The organism is Mesorhizobium sp. Cs1321R2N1, assembly GCF_037179725.1.
GTDB lineage: Bacteria > Pseudomonadota > Alphaproteobacteria > Rhizobiales > Rhizobiaceae > Mesorhizobium > Mesorhizobium salmacidum.
In genome coordinates this window covers 13,836-34,439 of sequence record NZ_JAPYKP010000029.1, presented here as the reverse complement: position 1 = coordinate 34,439, position 20,604 = coordinate 13,836, and the positions used below count along the sequence as shown (strand labels likewise).

The following is a 20,604-nucleotide window of genomic DNA, read 5'->3' as shown; positions in this document are numbered from 1 at the left end:
GCCATGGTTTTGTTTCTCCCTTTCAACGACCAAGCACTGGAGTGTCAAAGGAATGGCCGGAAATTTCTCGTTCGATCAGTTGAAGAAAGCGGTCTCCAATGGCGAGATCGACACGGTGCTGGCCTGCATCGTCGACATGCAGGGCCGACTGGCGGGAAAACGGTTCCTGGCGCAATATTTCGTCGATTCCGCGCATGACGAGACGCATGGCTGCAACTATCTGCTGGCGGCCGACATCGATATGGAACCGGTGCCGGGTTACAAGGCGGCAAGCTGGTCGAAGGGCTATGGCGATTTCGTCATGAAGCCGGACCTGGCGACGCTGCGGCGCATTCCATGGCTGGAGAAGACGGCGCTGGTGATCTGCGACGTGCTCGACCACCACACCCATGACGACCTGCCGCATTCGCCGCGCGCCATCCTGAAGAAACAGGTCAAGCGGCTGAGCGAGCGCGGCTACATCGGCTATTTCGCTTCCGAGCTCGAATTCTACCTGTTCAACGAGACCTATGATTCCGCCCGCAAGAAGCACTGGCAAGGTCTCGACACCGCTTCGCCCTATATCGGCGATTACCAGATCGGCATCACCACCAAGGAAGAAGGCGTCATGCGCCGGCTTCGCAACGAGATGGAAGCGGCCGGCATTCCGATCGAGAATTCCAAGGGCGAGTGGGGCCCGGGCCAGGAAGAGATCAATGTGCGCTATGCCGAAGCGCTCGACATGGCCGACCGCCACGTCATCCTGAAGAACGGCGCCAAGGAAATCGCCGAGTCCGAAGGCAAGGCGATCTCCTTCATGTCGAAGTACAATTACGGGCTCGCCGGCAATTCCAGCCACATTCACAACTCGCTGTGGAGCGCCGACGGCAAGACGCCGCTGTTCTTCGACAAGAAGGCCAACTGGACCTTGTCGACGCTCGGCCAGCAATGGGCGGCCGGACAATTGAAATACGCCAAGGAATTCACCTGGTTCCTGGCGCCTTACATCAATTCCTACAAGCGCTTCCAGGCCGGCACCTTCGCGCCGACCAAGATCATGTGGAGCGAGGACAACCGCACCGCCGGCTTCCGCCTGTGCGGCGAGGGCACCAAGGGCATCCGCATGGAATGCCGCATCGGCGGCGCCGACCTCAATCCTTATCTGGCCTTCGCGGCGCTGATCGCGGCCGGCCTTGCCGGCATCGACGAGAAGCTGGAATTGCAGAAGCCTTTCGTCGGCGACGCCTATCAGGCTTCTCGTTTGCCGGAGATTCCGAAGACACTGCGCGATGCCACGGAGACGCTGGCCAAGTCGAAGATGCTGAAGCAGGCGCTCGGCGAGGATGTGCTCGAGCACTATGTCCACACGGCGAAGTGGGAACAGTTCGAATACGACCGCCGGATCACGGATTGGGAACTGCACAGAGGGTTCGAACGATATTAAACCAAGCCGCCGCTGCCCTCTCCGGCCATCGCTGGAATGGCGGCGGCGCCAATCAAGATTCATGAAGTGCGAGGACTGAACGAATGACCGAAACGGTCAAGGTAAAATCTCCCATCGACGGCTCGATCTACGCCGAGCGTCCGATCGCAACGGATCAGGCGATCAATGCCGCGGTCGAGCGCGCCAAAGCGGCGCAGGAGAAGTGGGCTGAGACGCCGATCGTCGAGCGCGGCAAGTGCATGCTGGCGATGCTGGAAGCGCTGGTCGCGATGACCGATGAGATCGTGCCGGAGATTGCCTGGCAGATGGGGCGACCGGTTCGCTATGGCGGCGAGTTCGGCGGCGTCAAGGAACGCACCAACTATATGGTCGAGATCGCCGAGCAGGCGCTCAAGTCGGTGCCGGCCTCCAACCCGAAGGACGGCTTCCGCCGCTATGTGAAGAAGGATCCGCTCGGCGTGGTCATGGTGATCGCGCCGTGGAACTATCCTTATCTCACCGCCGTCAACACCATCGTACCGGCGCTGATGGCCGGCAACGCCGTTATCCTGAAACATGCGGCGCAGACATTGCTGGTCGGTGAGCGCTTCCAGCAGGCCTTCGACAAGGCTGGCCTGCCCAAGGGCGTTTTCCAGAACGTGGTTCTCAACCACGCCCAGACCGAAAAACTGCTGGGTTCGGGCAAGATCGACCATGTTAATTTCACCGGCTCGGTCGGCGGCGGCCGCGCCATCGAAAAGGCGGCGGCAGGCACCTTCATGACGCTTGGGCTCGAGCTCGGCGGCAAGGATCCGGCCTATGTGCTGCCCGATGCCAAGATGGACCATGCGGTCGCCAATCTGGTCGACGGCGCTTTCTTCAATTCCGGCCAGTGCTGCTGCGGCATCGAGCGCGTCTATGTGCACGAGAAGGTCTATGACGAGTTCGTCGAAGGCTTCATCGCCGAGACGAAGAATTATGTCGTCGGCAATCCTCTGGAGCAGGCGACGACGATGGGGCCGATGGCGCAAGCGCGTTTCGCCGACATGATCCGCGAGCAGAAAGCCGAAGCGCTGCGTAAGGGTGCGGTGGCGCACATCAACATGAAGGTGGCTAACGACAAGGCCGGCTCGCCCTATCTGGCACCGGAGGTGTTGACCGGAGTCGACCACCAGATGAGCGTCATGCGCGAGGAAAGTTTTGGCCCGATCGTGGGCATCATGAAGGTGCGCAACGACGAAGAGGCGATCGCCTTGATGAACGACAGCGCCTATGGGCTGACCGCCTCGATCTGGACGCGCGACACCGAGCATGCGGTGGCGATCGGCGACCGGGTCGAGACCGGCACGGTGTTCATGAACCGCTGCGACTATCTCGATCCGGCGCTGGTCTGGACCGGTGTCAAGGACACCGGCAAGGGCGCCGGGCTGTCGGCCATCGGCTACGACAATCTGACGAGGCCGAAGTCATTCCACCTGCGCGAAGCCATCTGATTTCTGAAAGACAAGCAATGTCCAAGCTCATCTCCAAATGGAACTACCCCACCACCGTCCGCTTCGGCGCCGGGCGCATCAAGGAATTGCCGGAGGTGCTCGCGGCCACCGGCATCAAGCGGCCGCTTTTCGTGACCGATCCGGGATTGGCGAAACTGCCGGTCGTCGCCTCGACGCTCAGGATACTCGATGAGGCCAAGGTGCCCTATGGCGTGTTCTCCGAGGTGAAGCCGAACCCGGTGGACTCCAACCTCACCGCCGGCATCGCGGTATTCAAGAAGGGCAAGCATGACGGTGTCATCGCTTTCGGCGGCGGCTCGGCGCTCGACCTCGGCAAGCTGATCGCTTTCCAGGCCGGCCAGACGCGGCCGGTCTGGGATTTCGAGGATGTCGGCGACTGGTGGACGCGCGCCGACTCCGATGCGATCGCCCCGATCATCGCCGTGCCGACCACTGCAGGCACCGGCTCGGAGGTCGGTCGCGCCGGTGTCATCACCAATGAGGCGACCCATACCAAGAAGGTCATCTTCCACCCGAAACTTTTGCCGGCGATCGTCATTGCCGATCCGGAACTGTCGGTCGGCATGCCGGGCTTCATCACCGCCGGCACCGGCATGGACGCGCTCGCCCATTGCCTCGAAGCCTATTGCGCGCCGGGCTATCATCCCATGGCCGATGGCATTGCCGTGGAAGGCGTGCGCCTGGTGTTCGAGAACCTGCCGAAGGCTTATGCCCACGGTGGGGACCTCGTCGCCCGCGCCCATATGATGAGCGCGGCCGCCATGGGTGCCGCCGCCTTCCAGAAGGGGCTGGGCGCCATCCACTCGCTGTCGCATCCGATCGGCGCGCTCTACGACACCCATCACGGCATGACCAATGCCGTGTTCATGCCTTACGTGCTGGCCTTCAACCGGGACTCCATCGAGGAGCGCATTGCCCGGCTTGCCGCCTATTGCGGCATCAAGGGCGGCTTCGACGGCTTCGCCAAGGCAATCATCAAGCTGCGCAAGGAATTGAAGGTGCCGCACGCGCTGCCGGGTCTGATCAAGGGGCTCGACATGGACAAGAAGCGCAAGGCGCTGATCGCCGACATGGCGGTGGTCGATCCAACGGCCGGCGGCAACCCGGTCAAGCTGACCAAGAAGGCGGCGCTGACACTGCTCGAAAACGCGATCGCCGGGACGGTCTGAGGCCGGTTCCGGGGTGCGGAAGTTGATCGGGAAACGAGGGGAAAGGAAAGGGGAAGGGGCGATATAGGGCGGATTAATGATTAGCCGGAAAATTAAGTGATGGCTAATTGCTACAGTCCGTTAAAAAGAGTTAACTTTTCACGCTGCGAGGCGCTGGTTTCACAAAGCTTTCATCTGGCTGTCACACGGAAACTATACCGCATCGCAGACGTCCAACGGCGTCAGTTCAATGGAGAGAACACATGTTCAAATTCACGGGGAAAGTACTTTCCCTTTCGGCCGCGACCCTCATGGTGTCGTCGGTGATTTCGTCCGCCGCTTCGATGGACGATCTCATCAAGGCGGCCAAAGCCGAAGGCCAGCTCACCACGATCGCCTTGCCGCATGACTGGTGCGGCTACGGCGACGTCATTGCCGGCTTCAAGGCGAAATATCCGGAAATCACCGTCAACGAACTCAACCCCGACGCCGGTTCCGGCGATGAAGTCGAGGCGATCAAGGCCAACAAGGACAACAAGGGCCCGCAGGCTCCTGATGTCATCGACGTCGGCCTGTCCTTCGGCCCGACCGCCAAGGCCGACGGCCTGTTGATGCCCTACAAGGTGTCGACCTGGGACTCGATCCCGGACAGCGCCAAGGATGCCGATGGCGCCTGGTATGGCGATTATTACGGTGTGCTCGCCTTCGAAGTGAACAAGGATCTGGTCAAGGAAGCTCCAACCGACTGGGCCGACCTGCTGAAGCCGGAATTCGCCAACTCGGTCGCGCTTGCCGGTGATCCGCGCGCTTCGAACCAGGCCATCCAGGCCGTCTACGCCGCCGGCCTTTCCGGTGGTGCGGCAGCTGGCGAAGCCGCCGGCACCGCTGGCCTCGACTTCTTCAAGAAGCTCAACGCCGCCGGCAATTTCGTGCCGGTCATCGGCAAGACGGCGACGCTCGCCCAGGGCCAGACGCCGATCCTCGTCACCTGGGACTACAACGCGCTTTCGGGCCGCGACACGCTGAAGGGCAACCCGCCCGTCGACGTCATCGTGCCGAAGACCGGCGTTGTCGCCGGTGTCTACGTGCAGGCGATCAGCGCTTTCGCGCCGCATCCGAATGCAGCCAAGCTGTGGATGGAATACCTCTATTCGGACGAGGGGCAGATCGGCTGGCTGAAGGGCTATTGCCACCCGATCCGCTTCAACGATCTTGCCAAGAACGGCAAGGTCCCGGCTGACGTGCTGGCCAAGCTGCCGCCGGCGGAATCCTATGCCGCCGCCGCGTTCCCGACGCTCGACGAACAGGGCAAGGCCAAGGAAGCCATCACCAAGAACTGGGACGCTGTCGTCGGCGCCAACGTCAAGTAACTTGAAATCCACCGGGCGGCCACGTGGCCGCCCGGTCTTTCCTCGAAGACGGTAGCCGGCGCATGACCGATCTTACGCTTTCCAGTCAGGCCATTGCGGGAAAGACCGCGCCCCCAGGAGAAGCGCGCGCCTTGCGGTTTCCTACGCAGTGGCTCGGGGTGACGCCGTTCTTCATTTTCGCCATCATGTTTCTGATTTTGCCGACGCTCTACCTGATGCTCGGCGCATTCCAGAACGATGCAGGCGAATTCACGCTGGATAACATCTTCGCGTTGTCGCAGGCGAACATCGTTGCCGCCTATTGGATATCGATCAAGGTAAGCCTGGCCTCGTCGCTGATCGGCGCCTTTGCAGGCTTGGCCATTGCGATTGCCATCGTACGAGGCGGTCTGCCGAACTGGATACGGTCGGCAACGCTGACCTTTTCCGGGGTGGCTTCCAATTTCGCCGGCGTGCCGCTTGCGTTTGCTTTCATCGCCACGCTTGGCCGCCTTGGGCTCGTTACCGTTCTGCTCAATACACTGGTTGGGCTGAACCTCTATGCGCATGGTTTCAACCTGCTGTCGTTCTGGGGGCTGACGCTCACCTATGTCTACTTCCAGATCCCGCTCATGGTGGTCATCATCGTGCCGGCGATCGACGGGCTGAAGAAGGAATGGGGTGAGGCCGCAGCGACGCTCGGCGCGACACAGTCGCAGTACTGGCGGATGGTTGTGATACCCGTGCTATGGCCGAGTTTCCTGGGCACCGTGATCTTGCTTTTCGCCAACGCCTTCGGCGCCATCGCCACCGCCTATGCGCTAACGGGCTCTTCGCTCAACATCGTGCCCATCCTGCTCTACGCGCAGATACGCGGCGATGTGCTGCACAATGCCCACCTCGGCTATGCGATTGCGTTCGGCATGATCTTCATCACCGGGCTGGCCAACATCTTCTACATCTGGTTCCGGTCCCGTTCCGAGAGGTGGCTCAAATGAAGGCTGGCAAATTCTGGGCCTGGGTCGTCTTCATCCTCGGCGCGGCCTATTTCTTCATACCGCTCATCGCGACGATCGAGTTTTCGCTGCGCATGCGTCGCGGCGTCTATTCCTTCGACGCCTACAAGGTCGTGCTCGGCGATAACCAGTTCCAGACAACTTTCATGTATTCGGTGATCGTGGCGGTCTTCACCATCCTTCTTGGTGTGCTGATCGTTGTGCCCACCGCCTATTGGATCCGGCTGCGTCTGCCCCAGCTTCGCCCGGTGGTCGAGTTCATCACCTTGTTGCCGCTGGTCATCCCGGCCATCGTCATCGTTTTCGGCTATATCAGGATGTACGGCTCGAATTCGCCCCTGCCGTTCCTGTCTAACAATACAGCCACAAATGCTCTGCTGGTCATCGGCTACGCGGCGCTGGCGCTGCCCTATATGTACAGAGCAGTCGACACCGGCCTTCGTACCATCGACGTTCGGACGCTGACGGAAGCTGCCCAGATCCTCGGCGCCGGCTGGGGTACGATCGTCACCCGCGTGATCCTTCCCAACGTGTTGATCGCCGTGCTCTCCGGGGCCTTCCTGACGTTCGCGATCGTCATCGGCGAGTTCACCATGGCAAGTCTGCTCAATCGGCCCGCTTTCGGTCCTTATTTGCAGAACCTGGTTGCCAACCGAGCCTATGAACCGGCAGCGCTGTCCATTATTGCTTTCGTAATCACCTGGGGTTGCATGTCGCTGATCCAGGTCCTGTCGCGGTTTGCGCCGAAGTCCGCCAACCGCCCGAATTGATTGAAAGAAAGAACCATGGCCGAGCCATTCCTCTCCATCCAGCACGTCCGAAAATCTTTCGGCGCCACCACGGTGGTGGAGGACTTCAATCTCGACGTCGAGCCGGGTGAATTCGTCTCGTTTCTTGGGCCGTCCGGCTGTGGCAAAACCACTGTGCTGCGCATGGTCGCCGGCTTCGAGGAGCCATCAGCCGGCAAGATCGTCGTAGCCGGCAAGGACATCACCCGGTTGAAGCCCAACCAGCGCAATGTCGGCATGGTGTTCCAGGCCTATGCGCTGTTCCCGAACCTGACCGTGGCGCAGAACATCGGCTTCGGCCTGAGGGTCGCCGGCATGCCCAGGGCGGATATCGATGCCCGCGTCGCCGAGATGCTCGACATGATCAAGCTGCCGCAGATGGCCGACCGCTATCCTTACCAGCTCTCCGGCGGCCAGCAGCAGCGCATTGCGCTGGCGCGTGCGATCGCGCCGAAACCGAAGCTGTTGCTCCTCGACGAGCCGCTGTCGGCGCTCGACGCCAAGGTACGTGTGTCGCTGCGCGAGGAAATCCGCTCGATCCAGAAGAAGCTCGGCATCACCACTATCTTCGTCACGCATGACCAGGAAGAGGCGCTGTCCATCTCCGACCGCATCGCCGTCATGTATGGCGGCAAGGCCGAGCAGGTCGGCACACCGTTCGAGATCTACAACCGGCCGGCGACCAAATTCGTCGCCAATTTCGTTGGTACGCTGAACGTGCTCGAAGGCAAGGTCACCGACGCCGCATCGGGTACGGTGCAGGTCAACACGCAGGAAGTCTCGCTCAAGGGCAAGCTCAACGGCTCGAAGTCCGGCGACATGCTGTCGCTGGCGCTGCGGCCCGAGGCAATTTCGCTTGGTCGCCAGCCCGGCCGTGATTCCAGTCTTTCGGGCGAGATTTCCGAAGTACACTTCCTCGGCTCGGTGATCCGTGTTCGCGTCGGCATCGGGGGCAACACGGTGTCGCTCGACACATTCAACAGCCCGGCGACGCCGCCGCCCGCGGTAGGTGAAAAGGCGGAGATTTCGTTCTCGTCGAGTGATATGCTGGTGTTGCATTAGGTAATCCACGGTCGATTGGCGCTCCCGAACGGGTGCTCCAGCAATCCGAATTCCCGTGCTGTCCGCGGCGACACAACCCGTGCCAGAAGTATCACCCGTTGTTTCACGGCCACGACTTTGGCACTGCCAATCGTTTCATTCGGCCGCTACGATAGCGCATGGCCCTTTTCGAACTGACGCTTATCCTGCTTTTGACCGCCGTCGCGCTGACGGCGCTGTCGCGACGGCTGGAGATTCCCTATCCGTCCCTTCTTGCCCTGGCCGGCGTCGCGATTGCCTTCGTACCTGGCGCGCCTGTGATCGAGATCGATCCGGAACTGGCGCTTGCCCTGTTCATCGCGCCGGTGCTGCTCGATGCCGCCTATGACACGTCGCTGCGCGACCTGAAGCGCTACAGGCTGTCTCTGGTGCTGCTGGCGCTCGGCGCCGTGGTCTTCACCACCCTAGTCGTTGCCTTCGTCGGCTGGAAAATGGCCGGGCTGCCGATCGCGGCGGCGGTCGCGCTTGGCGCCATCGTCGCGCCGCCGGATGCGGTGGCGGCGAGCGCGGTGCTCGGCCAGTTCAAGGTGCCGTACCGCCTCACCGCCATCCTGCAGGGCGAGAGCCTGCTCAACGATGCCACCGCGCTGCTGATCTACCGGTTGGCGGTTTCGGCCGCGCTCGGTTCGATCCTGCTGAGCAACGCCATTCCGGTGATCTTGCTGTCGACGATTGGCAGTTTGGCTGCGGGTTATGTGCTTGGCCGTGTCTCGCTGCTGACACTTAGCCGGATCGACGACGCCGCAAGCAGCACCGTGGTGCAGTTCGCCGGGACATTCGGAGTGTGGATCCTGGCCGACAGGCTCGGTCTTTCCGCCATCATCACCATCGTCGTCTATGCCATCACCATCGCGCGCAGCGCGCCGCGCCGCATGTCGGCGAGACGCCGCGTCAGCACCTATTCGGTCTGGGAATCGGCGGTGTTCGTGCTGAACGTGCTGGCTTTCGTGCTGATGGGGCTGCAGGCACGCTCTATCGTCGGCCGGCTCTCCGGCGATGGGCAGGGCGGAGCCTTTGTCTTTGCCGCGACGGTGCTGGTTGTGGTCATTCTGGCACGCCTCGTCTGGGTGGCGAGTTACGTTGCGATCATCAGATGGTTCGCCCGCTTCGGCGGCGAAGACAGAAGGCGAGAAGCGCCGACATTTCGCGGCGCCGTGCTGGTCGGCTGGTGCGGCATGCGGGGGTTGGTGACGCTGGTGGTGGCCATTGCCCTGCCGGCCGGCTTCCCCGGCCGCGATCCGATCGTACTAGCCGCCTTCGCGGTGGTTCTGGGCACGCTGGTGTTGCAAGGCATGACCTTGAAGCCCTTGCTGCGGATACTCAACTTCGAACGGGATACGAGTGTCGATCGCGAAGTGGCTCAGGCGCGTGTTGCCGTCATGCAGGCAGCGCTTGACGTGTTGAGCCGCAAGACGTCGGCAGCGGCGGCCGTCGTGCGCGAGCAGTACGAGGCTCAGCGGCAGATCGCGGAAAATCCGGAGGATGCGCAGGCGGCGACTGAATACGACCGGCTGCGGCTCTACGCCATCAACCGCCAGCGCGACACGCTGGAGGAACTGCGCAGCAACGGCACGATCGGCGATGAAGCCTATCACCGGCTGGAGGAAGAGATCGACTGGGCGGAACTGGCGGCGTCGCCGGCAGGCCGGTTCCAGCCGCTGACCACGGACTAGCAGATGCCGCATCTCGACCGCCGCCCTGCTGGCCCAAGCCCCGTCCGTCCTCCTGCACATTGCAAGCGATCGACCGAACCGTTACTGCCAACACCGGGAAGTGAGCCGGATAAGCAATGAAGCTGGTCAGCTACAACATCCAGTACGGGTTCGGCAGCGACGGGCGCTACGATCTTTCGCGCGCCGCGCGCATGATTGCCGGCGCCGACATCATCGCCTTGCAGGAGGTCGAGCGGCACTGGCAGCGCAGCAATTTCGACGACCAGCCGGAGCTGCTTTCACGGCTTCTGCCTGATTATCACTGGGTGTATGGCCCGGCCTTCGACATGGATGCCAGCGAATGGCGGGACGGCCGTCTGGTCAACCGCCGCCGGCAATTCGGCACCATGGTCCTGTCAAAACTGCCGATCGTCTGGTCGCGGCTGCACGCGCTGCCGATGCGCCGTACGCTGCGTCCGCTCAACACCCGCAACGCCGCGCTAGAATGCATGATCCGCACGCCGGCCGGGTCGGTCAGGGTGCTTTCGCTGCACCTCGCGCACATCGCCGCGGAAGAGCGGCTGGACCAGATCGACTATCTCGGGGCGCAGCATCGCCGGGCGCCGCGGGAAGGCGGACCGTGGAGCGGCGTGGACGACGAACCTTCGCGCAACTGGACACATGGGGAAGTCGAGCCGGAAAATCCGCCGGCGGCGATCTGGCTGGGCGATTTCAACATGGAGCCGGACAGCGTCGAATACCGTCGCATCGTCGGCAGCACGCCATATCATCGTGGAGCAGCCTATCTCGACGGCTTCGTCGATGCCGCCGCCGTGGCGGTTGAACCGGCTGGTGATTTCCATACGCATGAGAAGATCATCGACGGCAGACTGGCAAAGCGCCGTCTTGACCATTGCTTTGTCGGCGGCATGTTGGCCGGGCGTGTGCGCTCGGTCAGCGCCGATATAGGCGAGGTTGCTTCCGATCACTTCCCTGTCCAGGTCGACATCGATCTCGAAACGCCCTTCGGCGCTGGAGGTCGATGAGCTCCATATGACGCTTTTCGTCTTCTTCGCGGTGCTTGCCGCGGCCGCCATGCACGCGATCTGGAACGCGCTGGTCAAGGTGCATCTCGACCGCTTCCTGTCGATTACTTTGATGACGTTCGGCATGGGGGTCGCTGGCCTCGTGGTGCTACCTTTCGTCGAGGTGCCCAAGGTGGAAGTCTGGTCCTATATCGCCGCTTCGGTGATCTTCCACATGGGCTACCGCACCTTCCTGATCGGCGCCTACCAGGCCGGCGATTTTGCCCAGACCTATCCGCTGGCGCGTGGCACGGCACCTCTGCTGGCCGCGATTGGCGGGATGTTCGTTGTCGCCGAGGTGCCGGCACCGCTTGCCATCGTGGGCATCCTGCTGTTGTCGGCCGGAACGCTGGTGATGTCGTTTCGTGGCGGGGCGCATCTGGAGAAGCTGAACCTGCGCGCGGTCGCATTTGCGCTGGGCACGTCGATCTTCATTGCCAGCTACACGCTGTCAGACGGCAGCGGCGCGCGGCTGGCCGCAACCGCGCAAAGCTATGCCGCCTGGTTGTTCATCTGCGATGCGCTTGGGGCGCTGGTGCTCTGCCTGGTTTTCCGAGGACCCAAGGCGCTTCCGGTGTTGGCGCGCGACTGGAAGACCGGGCTGTTCACCGGCGTACTTTCCGGTGCCGCCTACTGGATCGTGATGTGGGCGATGACCAAGGCGCCGATCGCCTCGGTGGCGTCACTGCGCGAAACCTCGATCCTGTTCGCCATGATGATTTCGGTCTACGCGCTCGGCGAGAAGATGACGGGCTGGCGCGGTGCCGCCGCGCTCAGCATCGTCGCAGGCGTCATCGCGCTGAGGATGGGCTGACGTTTCAACCCAGCACCGTCATAACCTGACCGCGCCGCTCCGGACTGAAGCGGATGACCACGATGATGCAGACGGCGACCACGCCGGCAAACAGCGCCAGCGCATAGCCATAACTGCCGCCGGGTGCCTCTGCGATCCCCGCTTGATACGGACCGCCGTAGGAGGCAGCGAGATTGCCGGCCTGGTATATGAAGCCGGGCAAGGTGGCGCGCACCGCGCCGGGCGAAAGCTCATTGAGGTGAACCGGGATGACACCCCAGGCACCCTGGACCGCGACCTGCATGATGAAGGCGCCAATGGCCAGCATGAAGGGCGTGGAGCTGTAGGCCCATAGCGGGATCGCCGGCAGGGCGATGATGCATGCGATGGTAATGGCGTTGATGCGGCCGATCTTCTCCGACAGCGAGCCAAACGCCAGGCCGCCGACAATGGCGCCGATATTGGCGACGATGGTGATCCAGCTCACCGTATGCGGATCAAAGCCATGCTGTTTCTTCAGGAAGGTCGGGTAGAGGTCCTGCGTGCCATGGCTGAAGAAGTTGAAGAACATCATCAGCACCACGGCATAGAGCGCGACGCGCCAGTGGTTCCGCAGCGTTTCCAGCAACCCCGGTCTGACCTGCTTTTGTGCCTCGATGAAGGGGGGCGATTCCGGCACGTGCGAGCGGATGAACAGCACCATCAGCGCCGGTATGAAGCTCAGCAGGAACATGAAGCGCCAGCCGAGGACGAAGTCGCCGACCTTCTGTCCGTAGAGCAGCCCATAGACCACCGCCGCCAGGAGGTAACCGGCGGGATAACCGCATTGCAGGATACCCGAGACCATGCCGCGTGCCCGCGGCGGTATGGATTCCATGGCAAGCGAGGAGCCGAGGCCCCATTCGCCGCCCATGGCGATGCCGAACAGGGCGCGTAGCGCCAGGAAGATGCCGAGATTGGGAGAGAAAGCAGCCAGCGCCCCGATCACCGAGTAGCTGACGATGTTGAGCATCAAGATCGGCTTGCGACCGTATTTGTCGGCAAGCATGCCAAAGAAGAACGCGCCGATGAAGCGGGTCGCCAAGGTCAGGAACAGAGCCTTTGACACCGCGGGGACATCGGTCTGGAACTCAGCCGCAATATCGGTGAGCAGAAAGGTCAGAAGGAAGAAATCAAAAGCATCGAGCGTCCAGCCCAGAAATGACGCCAGAACGGTTTTCTTCTGCTCGGCGGTGAGGTTCAAGGCGTCCTCCTTTGTGCCCCCAAAGGAACGATATGTCGCCTTGTCGGCAAAAGAGAACAGCGATCGGGCGGCTTTCGAAAGGCCGGCGGTTCACTTTTTCGTAAGATCGAGGTCGAAGACCATCAATCCGTCGGTGCCGCCTTCGAGGGCCGCGACCAGCCGGGCGCCGGCACGCTGATGCGCTCATGGACGAGATAGGCGTCGCGCGCCGCTGCATCGCGGAAATCGATGGTGAAGCCATGGCTGAAACCGCGCGCGAAGGGCTCCGGACTGACATTGGCGCTGAATTGAACCGTCTCCATGCCTTCGATCACCTGCCGCAACGCTTCGAGATCGGCGTGGATAGCCGTGCGCTCGGCCGGGGACACATCACTACGAAATCTTGCGAAAACACGGTGCCTGATCATTTTACCACTCCCTAAGCAGCACGATTGCCGGAAAACACCGCTGGCGCCAGCGGCTCGCGGCCAAGGATCAGATCAGCGCCCTTTTCGCCAACCATGATGGTCGGCGCGTTGGTGTTGGAAGAAGGCACACGCGGCATCACCGATGCGTCGCAGACGCGCAAGCCTTCTATACCGCGCAGCTTGAGATCCGGCGTCACCACCGCCATCTCGTCATGGCCCATGCGGCAGGTGCCGACGGGATGGTGGTCGGTCTTGGACGTGCGGCAGGTATAGTCGATCAACTCGTCATCGCTGGCGAGCGACGGACCGGGCAGCACCTCGCGCAGCACGTAGGGGGCAAGTGCCTTCTGCCGCATGATCTCTCGCGCCAGCCGCAGCCCCTTCAGCGACATGGCGCGGTCATAGGGATCGGACCAATAGTTCGGATCGATCAGCGGATGGTCGGCTGGATCGGCGCTTTTCAGCCGCACCGTTCCGCGCGAGCGCGGCCGCAGGAAAGCCGAGTTCAAGGTGACGCCCGGGTTTTTCAGCTTCTCGACGCCGGCCTCGATGCCGGAGCCGAGACCCAGATGGAACTGGATGTCGGGCGAGGCGGCGGTCGGATCCGCGTACCAGAAGCCGCCGGTCTCGAACAGGCTGGAAGCCACCGGTCCCTTCTTCAGCAGCAGATATTGCAGGCCGGCCCAGGCCGTGCGGTGCAGCTTGGCATAATTGTCGTAGGTGTGATCGCCTGTGCATTCGGCGATGACGAACAGGTCGAGATGATCCTGCATGTTGGAGCCTACGCCTGGCAGATCGTGTACCGGCGTGATGCCGACCGATTTCAGGTGGTCGGCCGGGCCGATGCCCGACTGCATCAGAAGCTTCGGCGAACCGACGGCGCCGGACGAGACGATCACCTCGCGGTTGGCATGCAGGATTGTTGTCTCGCCGCCCGGCTTGTCGACCACCTCGACGCCGATGGCACGGCCGTTCTCGACGACGATGCGGGTGACCAGCACATCGGTCCGGACAATGAGATTCTTTCGGTCGCGGATCGGCTTGAGATAGGCCACCGAAGCGGAGGACCGGCGGGCGTCCTTCTGGGTGAGCTGGTAGTAGCCGACGCCTTCCTGGCTGGCGCCGTTGAAATCCGGGTTGAAAGGAATGCCCATCTCCTGGCCGGCGCGGAAATAGGCCTCGCAGATCGGCAGCGGCGAGATCGGGTTGGAGACGCCGAGCGGGCCCTGGTCGCCGTGAAAATCGTTGGCGTAACGCTGATTGTTCTCGGCGCGCTTAAAATAGGGCAGTACGTCGCGGTAGCCCCAGCCGACCAGCCCTTCTTCCTTCTCCCACGCGTCGTAGTCGCGGGCATTGCCGCGCGTGTAAATCTGGGCGTTGATGGAAGAACCGCCGCCGACCACCTTGGCCTGCGTGTACCAGAAGACGCGGTCCTTCATGTGTTTCTGCGGCACGGTCGACCAGCCCCAGGAGGCGATGCCCTTGGTCATCTTGGCGAAACCCGCCGGCATGTGGATATAGGGGTGCCAGTCCTTGCCGCCGGCTTCGAGCAGCAGCACGGAATTGGAGGGATCCTCGCTTAGCCGGTTGGCCAGCACGCAGCCGGCCGGACCGGCGCCCACGATGATGTAGTCGGTCATTGTCTCATCCGTTCACAGCCGGGGCACGGAGAGCGCGCCGTCGACATTGATGATCGAGCCTGTCGAAAAACCCAGTCTGCCGGCAGCGAGCGCCGCCACCATGGCACCAATATCGGAGGCTTCGCCCCAGCGTTTCGCCGGCACCAGGCCGCCGTCGATCAGCGCGTCGTATTTGGCACTCACGCCTGCCGTCATGTCGGTGCGGATGATGCCCGGCCGCAGCTCGAACACGCCGATGTTTTCCGGGGCGAGCCTGAGCGCCAGGTTCTTCACCTACATGGAAAGCGCTGCCTTCGACATGCAATATTCGGAGCGTTCCGGAGAGGCCATCTCGGCGCTGACCGAGGTGATGGTGATGATTGACTTGGCATGATCGCCCGGCTTGGCCAGCATCGCCTTGGCGACGGCCTGGCTGAGGAAGACGGTGCCACGCAGGTTGACGCCGAGCGCGCGGTCGAAATTATCGGGTTTGAGGTCGAGGAGGTCGCCCCGCACCACGGCGCCGACGCCGGCATTGTTGACCAGGCAATCGATGCGGCCGAAGGCGCGCATGGCGGCGTCGACGAGGAAAGCATGGGTGGAAAGGTCGGCGATGTCGCAGCCGACATAGGCAAACTTCGCGCCGCGCGCTGTGATGTCAGCGGCGAGCTCGCCTGCGGCTGTTTTGGCAAGGTCAGCGACGAGAATGTCGAATCCGGCGTCGGCCAGCGCTTCGGCGCAGGCAAGGCCGATGCCGCGCGCGCCGCCGGTGACGATGGCTGCCGGGCGGGTCATGCGGCAAGCTCTGTTTTGCGGATGTGTTCGGCTACCCGCAGCGCCTGGGCGGCGATCGACAGCGCCGGGTTCACGGCGGCCGAGTTCGGCAGGAAACTGGCGTCGACGACGAAGAGGTTCCGGTGATCGAAGGCGCGACAGAACGGATCGAGCGGCGACGTGGCGGGATCATCGCCCATTTTGACCGTGCCGCACTGATGAGAGGGCGTGCGCTTGTCGAACGGGCGCGACAGCACGATGGGATAACCGCAGGCGCGGAAATTCGCGCGCATCACCTTGGTCAGGCCGTCGAGCGACTGCATGTTTGAGCGTCGCCATTGCATGACGATGTCCTTGCCGTCGACCATGATGCGGCTTTCCGGATCGGGCAGGTCCTCGCACATCAGATACCAGTCGATGGCATGGCCGGCCATGAAGTCGAGCGCGAATTTCGGCACCCGTTTCACATTGGCCTTGAGCATGTTGCCGTCGATCTTGCCGAGAAGCTGGACATTGCCGAGCGGTTTTCCGCCCTTGCCGCCCGTGAGATAATAGTCGTTCAGCATCAGCGTCTTCTGGTAGACGGCATCGTTCCTGCGGCGCGGATCGATCGCCAGCATGGCGCTCGAATTGTGATTCATGAAGTTGCGGCCGACCTGGTCGGAGCGGTTGGCCAGGCCGTTGCCGCCCCCCTTGCCATTACCGGGTGAGGGCGAGCGCAGCAGGATGACCGCTGAATTGACCGCGCCGGCCGACAGGATCACCAGCTTCGGCGCGACTTTCCTCGGCTCGCCGTTCTGGCGGTAGTGAACGGCCGAGATGGTTTTGCCGTCCGGGGCTGTTTCGAGATATTCGACATAGGCGCGGGTCTCGAGCTTGATGTTCTGGTCGGTCAGGGCCGCCGTCAGCGGTCCGGTCTGCGCGTCGACCTTGCCCTGGCCGGTATTGGGAAAAGCGTCCCAGCCGGTCCTGCCCTCCTTCAGCCAGGTGTCGATGTCGACGCCGAGCGGCAGGGAGGCCGGATGCAGCCCCAGCCCCTTGAGTTCGGCACGGGCGCGCGCGATCGGCGCCTCGTCGGGCACCGGCTTGAAGGCATAGGGAACCGAATGAAATGGCTCGGTTGGGTCCTCGCCCAGCGCGCCGCGCACGCGGAAAAGCTGCTCTGCCCTGGAATACCAAGGCTCGAACTCTTCATAGGAGAACGGCCATGCCGGCGAGACGCCGCCAAAGTGTTCCATGGGGGAAAAGTCTTCCTTGCGGTAGCGGATCAGCACCGCGCCGAAGAATTTCGAATTGCCGCCGACATAATAATAGTTGCCGGGGTTGAAGGCGGCGCCGCCGGCCTCGCGCCACATCTCCTTCGGCCGGTAATGGCCGTCAACGAAGATGGCGCGTGTGTCGCGCGCGTGCGGCGTTGCCGGCAGCGGTTCGCCACGCTCCAGCATCAGGATAGAGGCGCCGCTGCCGGCCAGACCGGAGGCGATCGTGGCGCCGCCGATGCCGGAACCGATGATGACGATATCGGGGTTTGCCATCGCCTAAAGCGCGCCGCGTTTGAATTGACACATGCGACCCGCTTCAGGTCTTTTGTTTTGATGCATGTCGTTGCCCCAAAACCGGATCCACTTTTGGGCGACACGCATCAGCGAATACGGCTCTCGGTCGCCGGGTCGAAGAACACCGCCTTGGTCAGGTTGAAGGCCAGCGGCGTGTTGGTGCCCGGCTGGATGTTGGCATCGGCGCGCAGCCGCGCCACCACGCCCTTGCCGCCGAGATTGGTGACGGCGAAAGTGTCGGAACCGGCCGGTTCCACAACCTCGATATGACAATCGGCGGTGGCGATTTGCGAGGCGTTGCGTTCCGCGCCTTCCGGATCGGTGAGCGCCTCCGGGCGGACGCCGAAGATGATCGGCTTGCCCTTGAACGCCGACAGTCCGGCCGGCGCGTTGGCCATCGGCAAGGTGATCGGCTGGCGTGCCTCGCGATCAAGCACGACGGCCAGATCGCCGCCATTGCCGCCGATGGTCGCCGGGATCAAGTTCATTGCCGGCGACCCCATGAAGTCGGCGACGAAGACATTGCTCGGGTTATTGTAGATTTCCGCCGGCGTGCCGAATTGCTGCACCTCGCCGTCACGCATGACCGCGATCTTGGTCGCCAGCGTCATCGCCTCGATCTGGTCGTGGGTGACGTAGACGATGGTTGTGCCCGTGGTGGCATGCAGGCGCTTGATCTCGATGCGCATGTCGACACGCAGCTTGGCGTCGAGGTTGGACAGCGGCTCGTCGAACAGGAACAGCTTGGGGTCGCGCACCAATGCCCGGCCCATGGCGACGCGCTGGCGCTGGCCGCCGGAGAGCTGGCTCGGCTTGCGCTGCAGCAGATGGCCGATCTGCAGGACCTTGGCCACCTTGTCGATCGCTTTCTGGCGTTCCTCGGCTGGTACGCCGCGCATCTCCATGCCGAAGGAGATGTTCCCGGCCACCGTCATGTTCGGGTAGAGCGCATAGCTCTGGAACACCATGGCGATGTCGCGCTTGGACGGGTGAAGATCGGTGATGGTGCGGCCGTCGACGCGGATATCGCCAGAGGTGATCGTCTCCAGTCCGGCAATGGTGTTGAGCAGCGTGGACTTGCCGCAGCCGGACGGACCGACCAGCACCAGGAAGCCGCCCTTTTCAAGCTCGAGGTTAATCCCTTTCAGGATCTCGACCTGGCCGAAACGCTTCCTCAGACCATCAATTTCCAGAAAAGCCATTGCGTTATCCTTTGACCGCGCCGGCCATCAGGCCACGCACGAAATAGCGGCCGGCGAGCACATAGACGAGAAGGGTGGGCAGCGCGGCGATCATCGCAGCGGCCATGTTGACGTTGTATTCGACGACGCCGGTCGAGGTGTTGACGACATTGTTGAGCGCCACCGTCATCGGCATCGCGTCACCTGTGCCGGCATAGGCGGAGGCGAACAGGAAGTCGTTCCAGATGTTGGTGAACTGGTAGATGACGGTGACGACGAAGATCGGCATCGAGTTCGGCAGCATGATGCGCCGGAAGATCTGGAAGAAGGAAGCGCCGTCCACCTGCGCGGCCTTCACCAGTTCGGTCGGGAACGCCTCATAGTAGTTACGGAAGAACAGCGTGGTGAAGCCGATGCCGTAGACGACGTGGACGAACACCAGGTTGACCGTCGGGTTGCCGAGGCCGAAGCTGGTTCCGACAGTGTTCTGCAGCGTCACGCCGAACCGTCCGAGGCTGCCCAGGATCGTCGCCATCGGCAAGAGCACCGACTGGAACGGGATGAAGCAGGCAAACAGCATCAGCCCGAACACCAGTGTCGCGCCGCGGAAACGCCATTTGGTCAGCACGTAGCCATTGAGCGCGCCGAGCATGGTCGAGATCAGCACGGCGGGAACCACCATCTTGATGGAGTTCCAGAAATAGCCCTTGATGCCGGCGCAGGTGAGGCCAACGCAGGTCTCGCCCCAGGCCTTCAGCCAGGGCTCGAAGGTCGGCGCCTTGGGCAGCGCCAGCATGTTGCCATTCTGGATCTCGTCCATGGTCTTGAACGAGGTCACCAGCATGACGAACAGCGGCATCAGGTAGAACAGCGCGAACAGCGCCAGAAGCCCGTAGATGACGATGCGGTTGACGATCTTGACGTTCATGCCGCCGCTGGCCTGGCGGGTGGGAGTGGTCACCGCGCTCATCGCGACTTCTCCCTGAGTTCCGAATAGAGATAGGGCACGATGATGGCGACGATGGTCATCAGCATGATCACGGCACTTGCCGAACCGACGGCCATTTCGTTGCGCTTGAAGGTGTATTCATACATGAAGTTGGACGGCAGCCAGGCCGAGCCGCCGGGGCCACCGCTGGTCAGCGCCACAACCAGATCGTAAGATTTGATGGCAAGGTGCGCGAGCACGATGAAGGCTGACAGGAAGATCGGCCGCAAGAGCGGAATGACGATGCGGCGATAGAGCTGGAAGGTGGTGGCGCCGTCGATCTGCGCCGCTTTCATGATCTCGCCGTCAATGCCGCGCAGACCGGCCAGGAACATCGCCATGATGAAGCCGGAGGCCTGCCAGACGCCGGCGATGACCACGGTGTAGATAACGAAATCCTTGTTCTTGATCCAGTCGAAATGGAAGCTCGTCCAGCCCCATTGATGCAGCGTCTGCTCGAGACCGAGGCCAGGGTCGAGGAACCATTTCCAGGCAACGCCGGTGACGATGAAGGAGAGCGCCATCGGGTAGAGATAGATCGGACGCAGCACGCCTTCACCGCGGATCTTCTGGTCGAGCAGGATGGCCAGGAACAGGCCGAGCGCCAGGCAGATCAAGATGTAGAGAAAGCCGAAAATGCCCATATTGGTGATCGACGTGTACCAGCTCGATGGCGGATCGGTGTCGAAGGTCCAGCCCCAGAGTCGCTGATAGGCGCGCCCGCCCGTTATGGAGTAGGACGGGAAGGTCTTGGAGTTGGTGAAGGATAGGTAGATCGTCCACAGGATGAAGCCGTAGACGAAAACGATAGTAATGGCGAAGCTCGGCGCCAGCACGATTTTCGGCAAGGCGTCCTGCAGGCGCGACCGCACAGAGGTGCGCGGGCGGGCATGCTCCGGCGTCAGCTTGATCTGGCTTGTCGCAACTGTGCTCATGGGTTCCTCCCATCGGCGTCCGGCCGACCGGCCTCACGGGACCTTCCCCGCCG

General features: G+C 62.4%; 17 protein-coding genes and 1 pseudogene. 10 read left to right on the top strand and 8 right to left on the bottom strand.

The window, feature by feature from the left end:
* The first annotated feature begins 52 nt into the window (after positions 1-52).
* The 10 genes from O7A61_RS10755 to O7A61_RS10710 all read left to right on the top strand — a co-directional run bounded on the left by O7A61_RS10755 (position 53) and on the right by O7A61_RS10710 (position 11,869).
* A complete protein-coding gene (locus O7A61_RS10755) occupies positions 53-1,423 on the top strand; it encodes a glutamine synthetase family protein (RefSeq protein ID WP_140504303.1) in 1,371 nt (456 codons plus the stop codon).
* A gap of 83 nt (positions 1,424-1,506) precedes the next feature.
* Positions 1,507-2,895 (top strand): aldehyde dehydrogenase family protein, encoded by a 1,389-nt coding sequence (locus O7A61_RS10750; protein ID WP_337129761.1) that lies wholly within the window; start codon positions 1,507-1,509, stop codon positions 2,893-2,895.
* 17 nt (positions 2,896-2,912) lie between these two features.
* Positions 2,913-4,085 carry an iron-containing alcohol dehydrogenase gene (locus tag O7A61_RS10745; RefSeq protein ID WP_337129760.1) on the top strand — a complete coding sequence of 391 codons (1,173 nt, stop codon included), beginning with the start codon at positions 2,913-2,915 and terminating at the stop codon, positions 4,083-4,085.
* Positions 4,086-4,327: 242 nt separating this feature from the next.
* Entirely contained in the window at positions 4,328-5,434 is a 1,107-nt protein-coding gene (locus O7A61_RS10740) for an ABC transporter substrate-binding protein (protein WP_027142957.1), read from the top strand.
* A 62-nt stretch (positions 5,435-5,496) separates the two neighbouring features.
* Positions 5,497-6,411 carry an ABC transporter permease gene (locus tag O7A61_RS10735; RefSeq protein WP_337105527.1) on the top strand — a complete coding sequence of 305 codons (915 nt, stop codon included), beginning with the start codon at positions 5,497-5,499 and terminating at the stop codon, positions 6,409-6,411.
* Complete coding sequence (locus tag O7A61_RS10730; protein ID WP_337129759.1) at positions 6,408-7,199, top strand: ABC transporter permease; 792 nt, start codon at positions 6,408-6,410, stop codon at positions 7,197-7,199. The genes O7A61_RS10735 and O7A61_RS10730 overlap by 4 nt, the downstream gene beginning before the upstream one ends.
* A 15-nt stretch (positions 7,200-7,214) precedes the next feature.
* Positions 7,215-8,279 carry an ABC transporter ATP-binding protein gene (locus O7A61_RS10725; RefSeq protein WP_337105529.1) on the top strand — a complete coding sequence of 355 codons (1,065 nt, stop codon included), beginning with the start codon at positions 7,215-7,217 and terminating at the stop codon, positions 8,277-8,279.
* A 158-nt stretch (positions 8,280-8,437) separates the two neighbouring features.
* Positions 8,438-9,991, top strand: coding sequence for a cation:proton antiporter (locus tag O7A61_RS10720; protein ID WP_337129758.1), 1,554 nt, complete (start codon positions 8,438-8,440; stop codon positions 9,989-9,991).
* Between the two features lie 116 nt (positions 9,992-10,107).
* On the top strand, positions 10,108-11,016 hold the full coding sequence (locus O7A61_RS10715; RefSeq protein WP_337129757.1) for an endonuclease/exonuclease/phosphatase family protein: 909 nt from the start codon (positions 10,108-10,110) through the stop codon (positions 11,014-11,016).
* Positions 11,017-11,023: 7 nt separating this feature from the next.
* The gene (locus O7A61_RS10710; protein WP_337129756.1) at positions 11,024-11,869 is read left to right on the top strand and encodes an EamA family transporter; all 846 of its coding nucleotides are present in this window, start codon (positions 11,024-11,026) and stop codon (positions 11,867-11,869) included.
* 4 nt (positions 11,870-11,873) lie between these two features.
* On the opposite strand, the gene O7A61_RS10705 is transcribed toward O7A61_RS10710, so the two are convergent.
* The 8 genes and pseudogenes from O7A61_RS10705 to O7A61_RS10670 all read right to left on the bottom strand — a co-directional run bounded on the left by O7A61_RS10705 (position 11,874) and on the right by O7A61_RS10670 (position 20,551).
* Positions 11,874-13,091, bottom strand: a complete 1,218-nt coding sequence (locus tag O7A61_RS10705; RefSeq protein WP_337129755.1) for an MFS transporter — start codon at positions 13,089-13,091, stop codon at positions 11,874-11,876.
* A 122-nt stretch (positions 13,092-13,213) separates the two neighbouring features.
* A complete protein-coding gene (locus O7A61_RS10700) occupies positions 13,214-13,498 on the bottom strand; it encodes a Dabb family protein (RefSeq protein WP_442921062.1) in 285 nt (94 codons plus the stop codon).
* An 11-nt stretch (positions 13,499-13,509) separates the two neighbouring features.
* Positions 13,510-15,138, bottom strand: a complete 1,629-nt coding sequence (locus tag O7A61_RS10695; protein WP_337129754.1) for a GMC family oxidoreductase — start codon at positions 15,136-15,138, stop codon at positions 13,510-13,512.
* Positions 15,139-15,150: 12 nt separating this feature from the next.
* A pseudogene (locus O7A61_RS10690) lies at positions 15,151-15,912 on the bottom strand (3-ketoacyl-ACP reductase).
* On the bottom strand, positions 15,909-17,426 hold the full coding sequence (locus tag O7A61_RS10685) for a GMC family oxidoreductase (protein WP_337129753.1): 1,518 nt from the start codon (positions 17,424-17,426) through the stop codon (positions 15,909-15,911). Before O7A61_RS10685 ends, O7A61_RS10690 begins: the two are co-directional and overlap by 4 nt.
* A gap of 107 nt (positions 17,427-17,533) precedes the next feature.
* Complete coding sequence (locus tag O7A61_RS10680) at positions 17,534-18,649, bottom strand: ABC transporter ATP-binding protein (RefSeq protein ID WP_140711924.1); 1,116 nt, start codon at positions 18,647-18,649, stop codon at positions 17,534-17,536.
* Between the two features lie 4 nt (positions 18,650-18,653).
* On the bottom strand, positions 18,654-19,598 hold the full coding sequence (locus tag O7A61_RS10675; protein WP_140504271.1) for a carbohydrate ABC transporter permease: 945 nt from the start codon (positions 19,596-19,598) through the stop codon (positions 18,654-18,656).
* Entirely contained in the window at positions 19,595-20,551 is a 957-nt protein-coding gene (locus O7A61_RS10670) for a carbohydrate ABC transporter permease (protein WP_337129752.1), read from the bottom strand. Before O7A61_RS10670 ends, O7A61_RS10675 begins: the two co-directional genes overlap by 4 nt.
* Positions 20,552-20,604: the final 53 nt, after the last annotated feature.

Bases quoted from the DNA above. Each gene is read 5' to 3' on its own strand.
- O7A61_RS10755 (WP_140504303.1), top strand. From the start codon at position 53: ATGGCCGGAAATTTCTCGTTCGATCAGTTGAAGAAAGCGGTCTCCAAT.
- O7A61_RS10750 (WP_337129761.1), top strand. From the start codon at position 1,507: ATGACCGAAACGGTCAAGGTAAAATCTCCCATCGACGGCTCGATCTAC.
- O7A61_RS10745 (WP_337129760.1), top strand. From the start codon at position 2,913: ATGTCCAAGCTCATCTCCAAATGGAACTACCCCACCACCGTCCGCTTC.
- O7A61_RS10740 (WP_027142957.1), top strand. From the start codon at position 4,328: ATGTTCAAATTCACGGGGAAAGTACTTTCCCTTTCGGCCGCGACCCTC.
- O7A61_RS10735 (WP_337105527.1), top strand. From the start codon at position 5,497: ATGACCGATCTTACGCTTTCCAGTCAGGCCATTGCGGGAAAGACCGCG.
- O7A61_RS10730 (WP_337129759.1), top strand. From the start codon at position 6,408: ATGAAGGCTGGCAAATTCTGGGCCTGGGTCGTCTTCATCCTCGGCGCG.
- O7A61_RS10725 (WP_337105529.1), top strand. From the start codon at position 7,215: ATGGCCGAGCCATTCCTCTCCATCCAGCACGTCCGAAAATCTTTCGGC.
- O7A61_RS10720 (WP_337129758.1), top strand. From the start codon at position 8,438: ATGGCCCTTTTCGAACTGACGCTTATCCTGCTTTTGACCGCCGTCGCG.
- O7A61_RS10715 (WP_337129757.1), top strand. From the start codon at position 10,108: ATGAAGCTGGTCAGCTACAACATCCAGTACGGGTTCGGCAGCGACGGG.
- O7A61_RS10710 (WP_337129756.1), top strand. From the start codon at position 11,024: ATGACGCTTTTCGTCTTCTTCGCGGTGCTTGCCGCGGCCGCCATGCAC.
- O7A61_RS10700 (WP_442921062.1), bottom strand. From the start codon at position 13,498: ATGATCAGGCACCGTGTTTTCGCAAGATTTCGTAGTGATGTGTCCCCG.
- O7A61_RS10695 (WP_337129754.1), bottom strand. From the start codon at position 15,138: ATGACCGACTACATCATCGTGGGCGCCGGTCCGGCCGGCTGCGTGCTG.
- O7A61_RS10685 (WP_337129753.1), bottom strand. From the start codon at position 17,426: ATGGCAAACCCCGATATCGTCATCATCGGTTCCGGCATCGGCGGCGCC.
- O7A61_RS10680 (WP_140711924.1), bottom strand. From the start codon at position 18,649: ATGGCTTTTCTGGAAATTGATGGTCTGAGGAAGCGTTTCGGCCAGGTC.
- O7A61_RS10675 (WP_140504271.1), bottom strand. From the start codon at position 19,598: ATGAGCGCGGTGACCACTCCCACCCGCCAGGCCAGCGGCGGCATGAAC.
- O7A61_RS10670 (WP_337129752.1), bottom strand. From the start codon at position 20,551: ATGAGCACAGTTGCGACAAGCCAGATCAAGCTGACGCCGGAGCATGCC.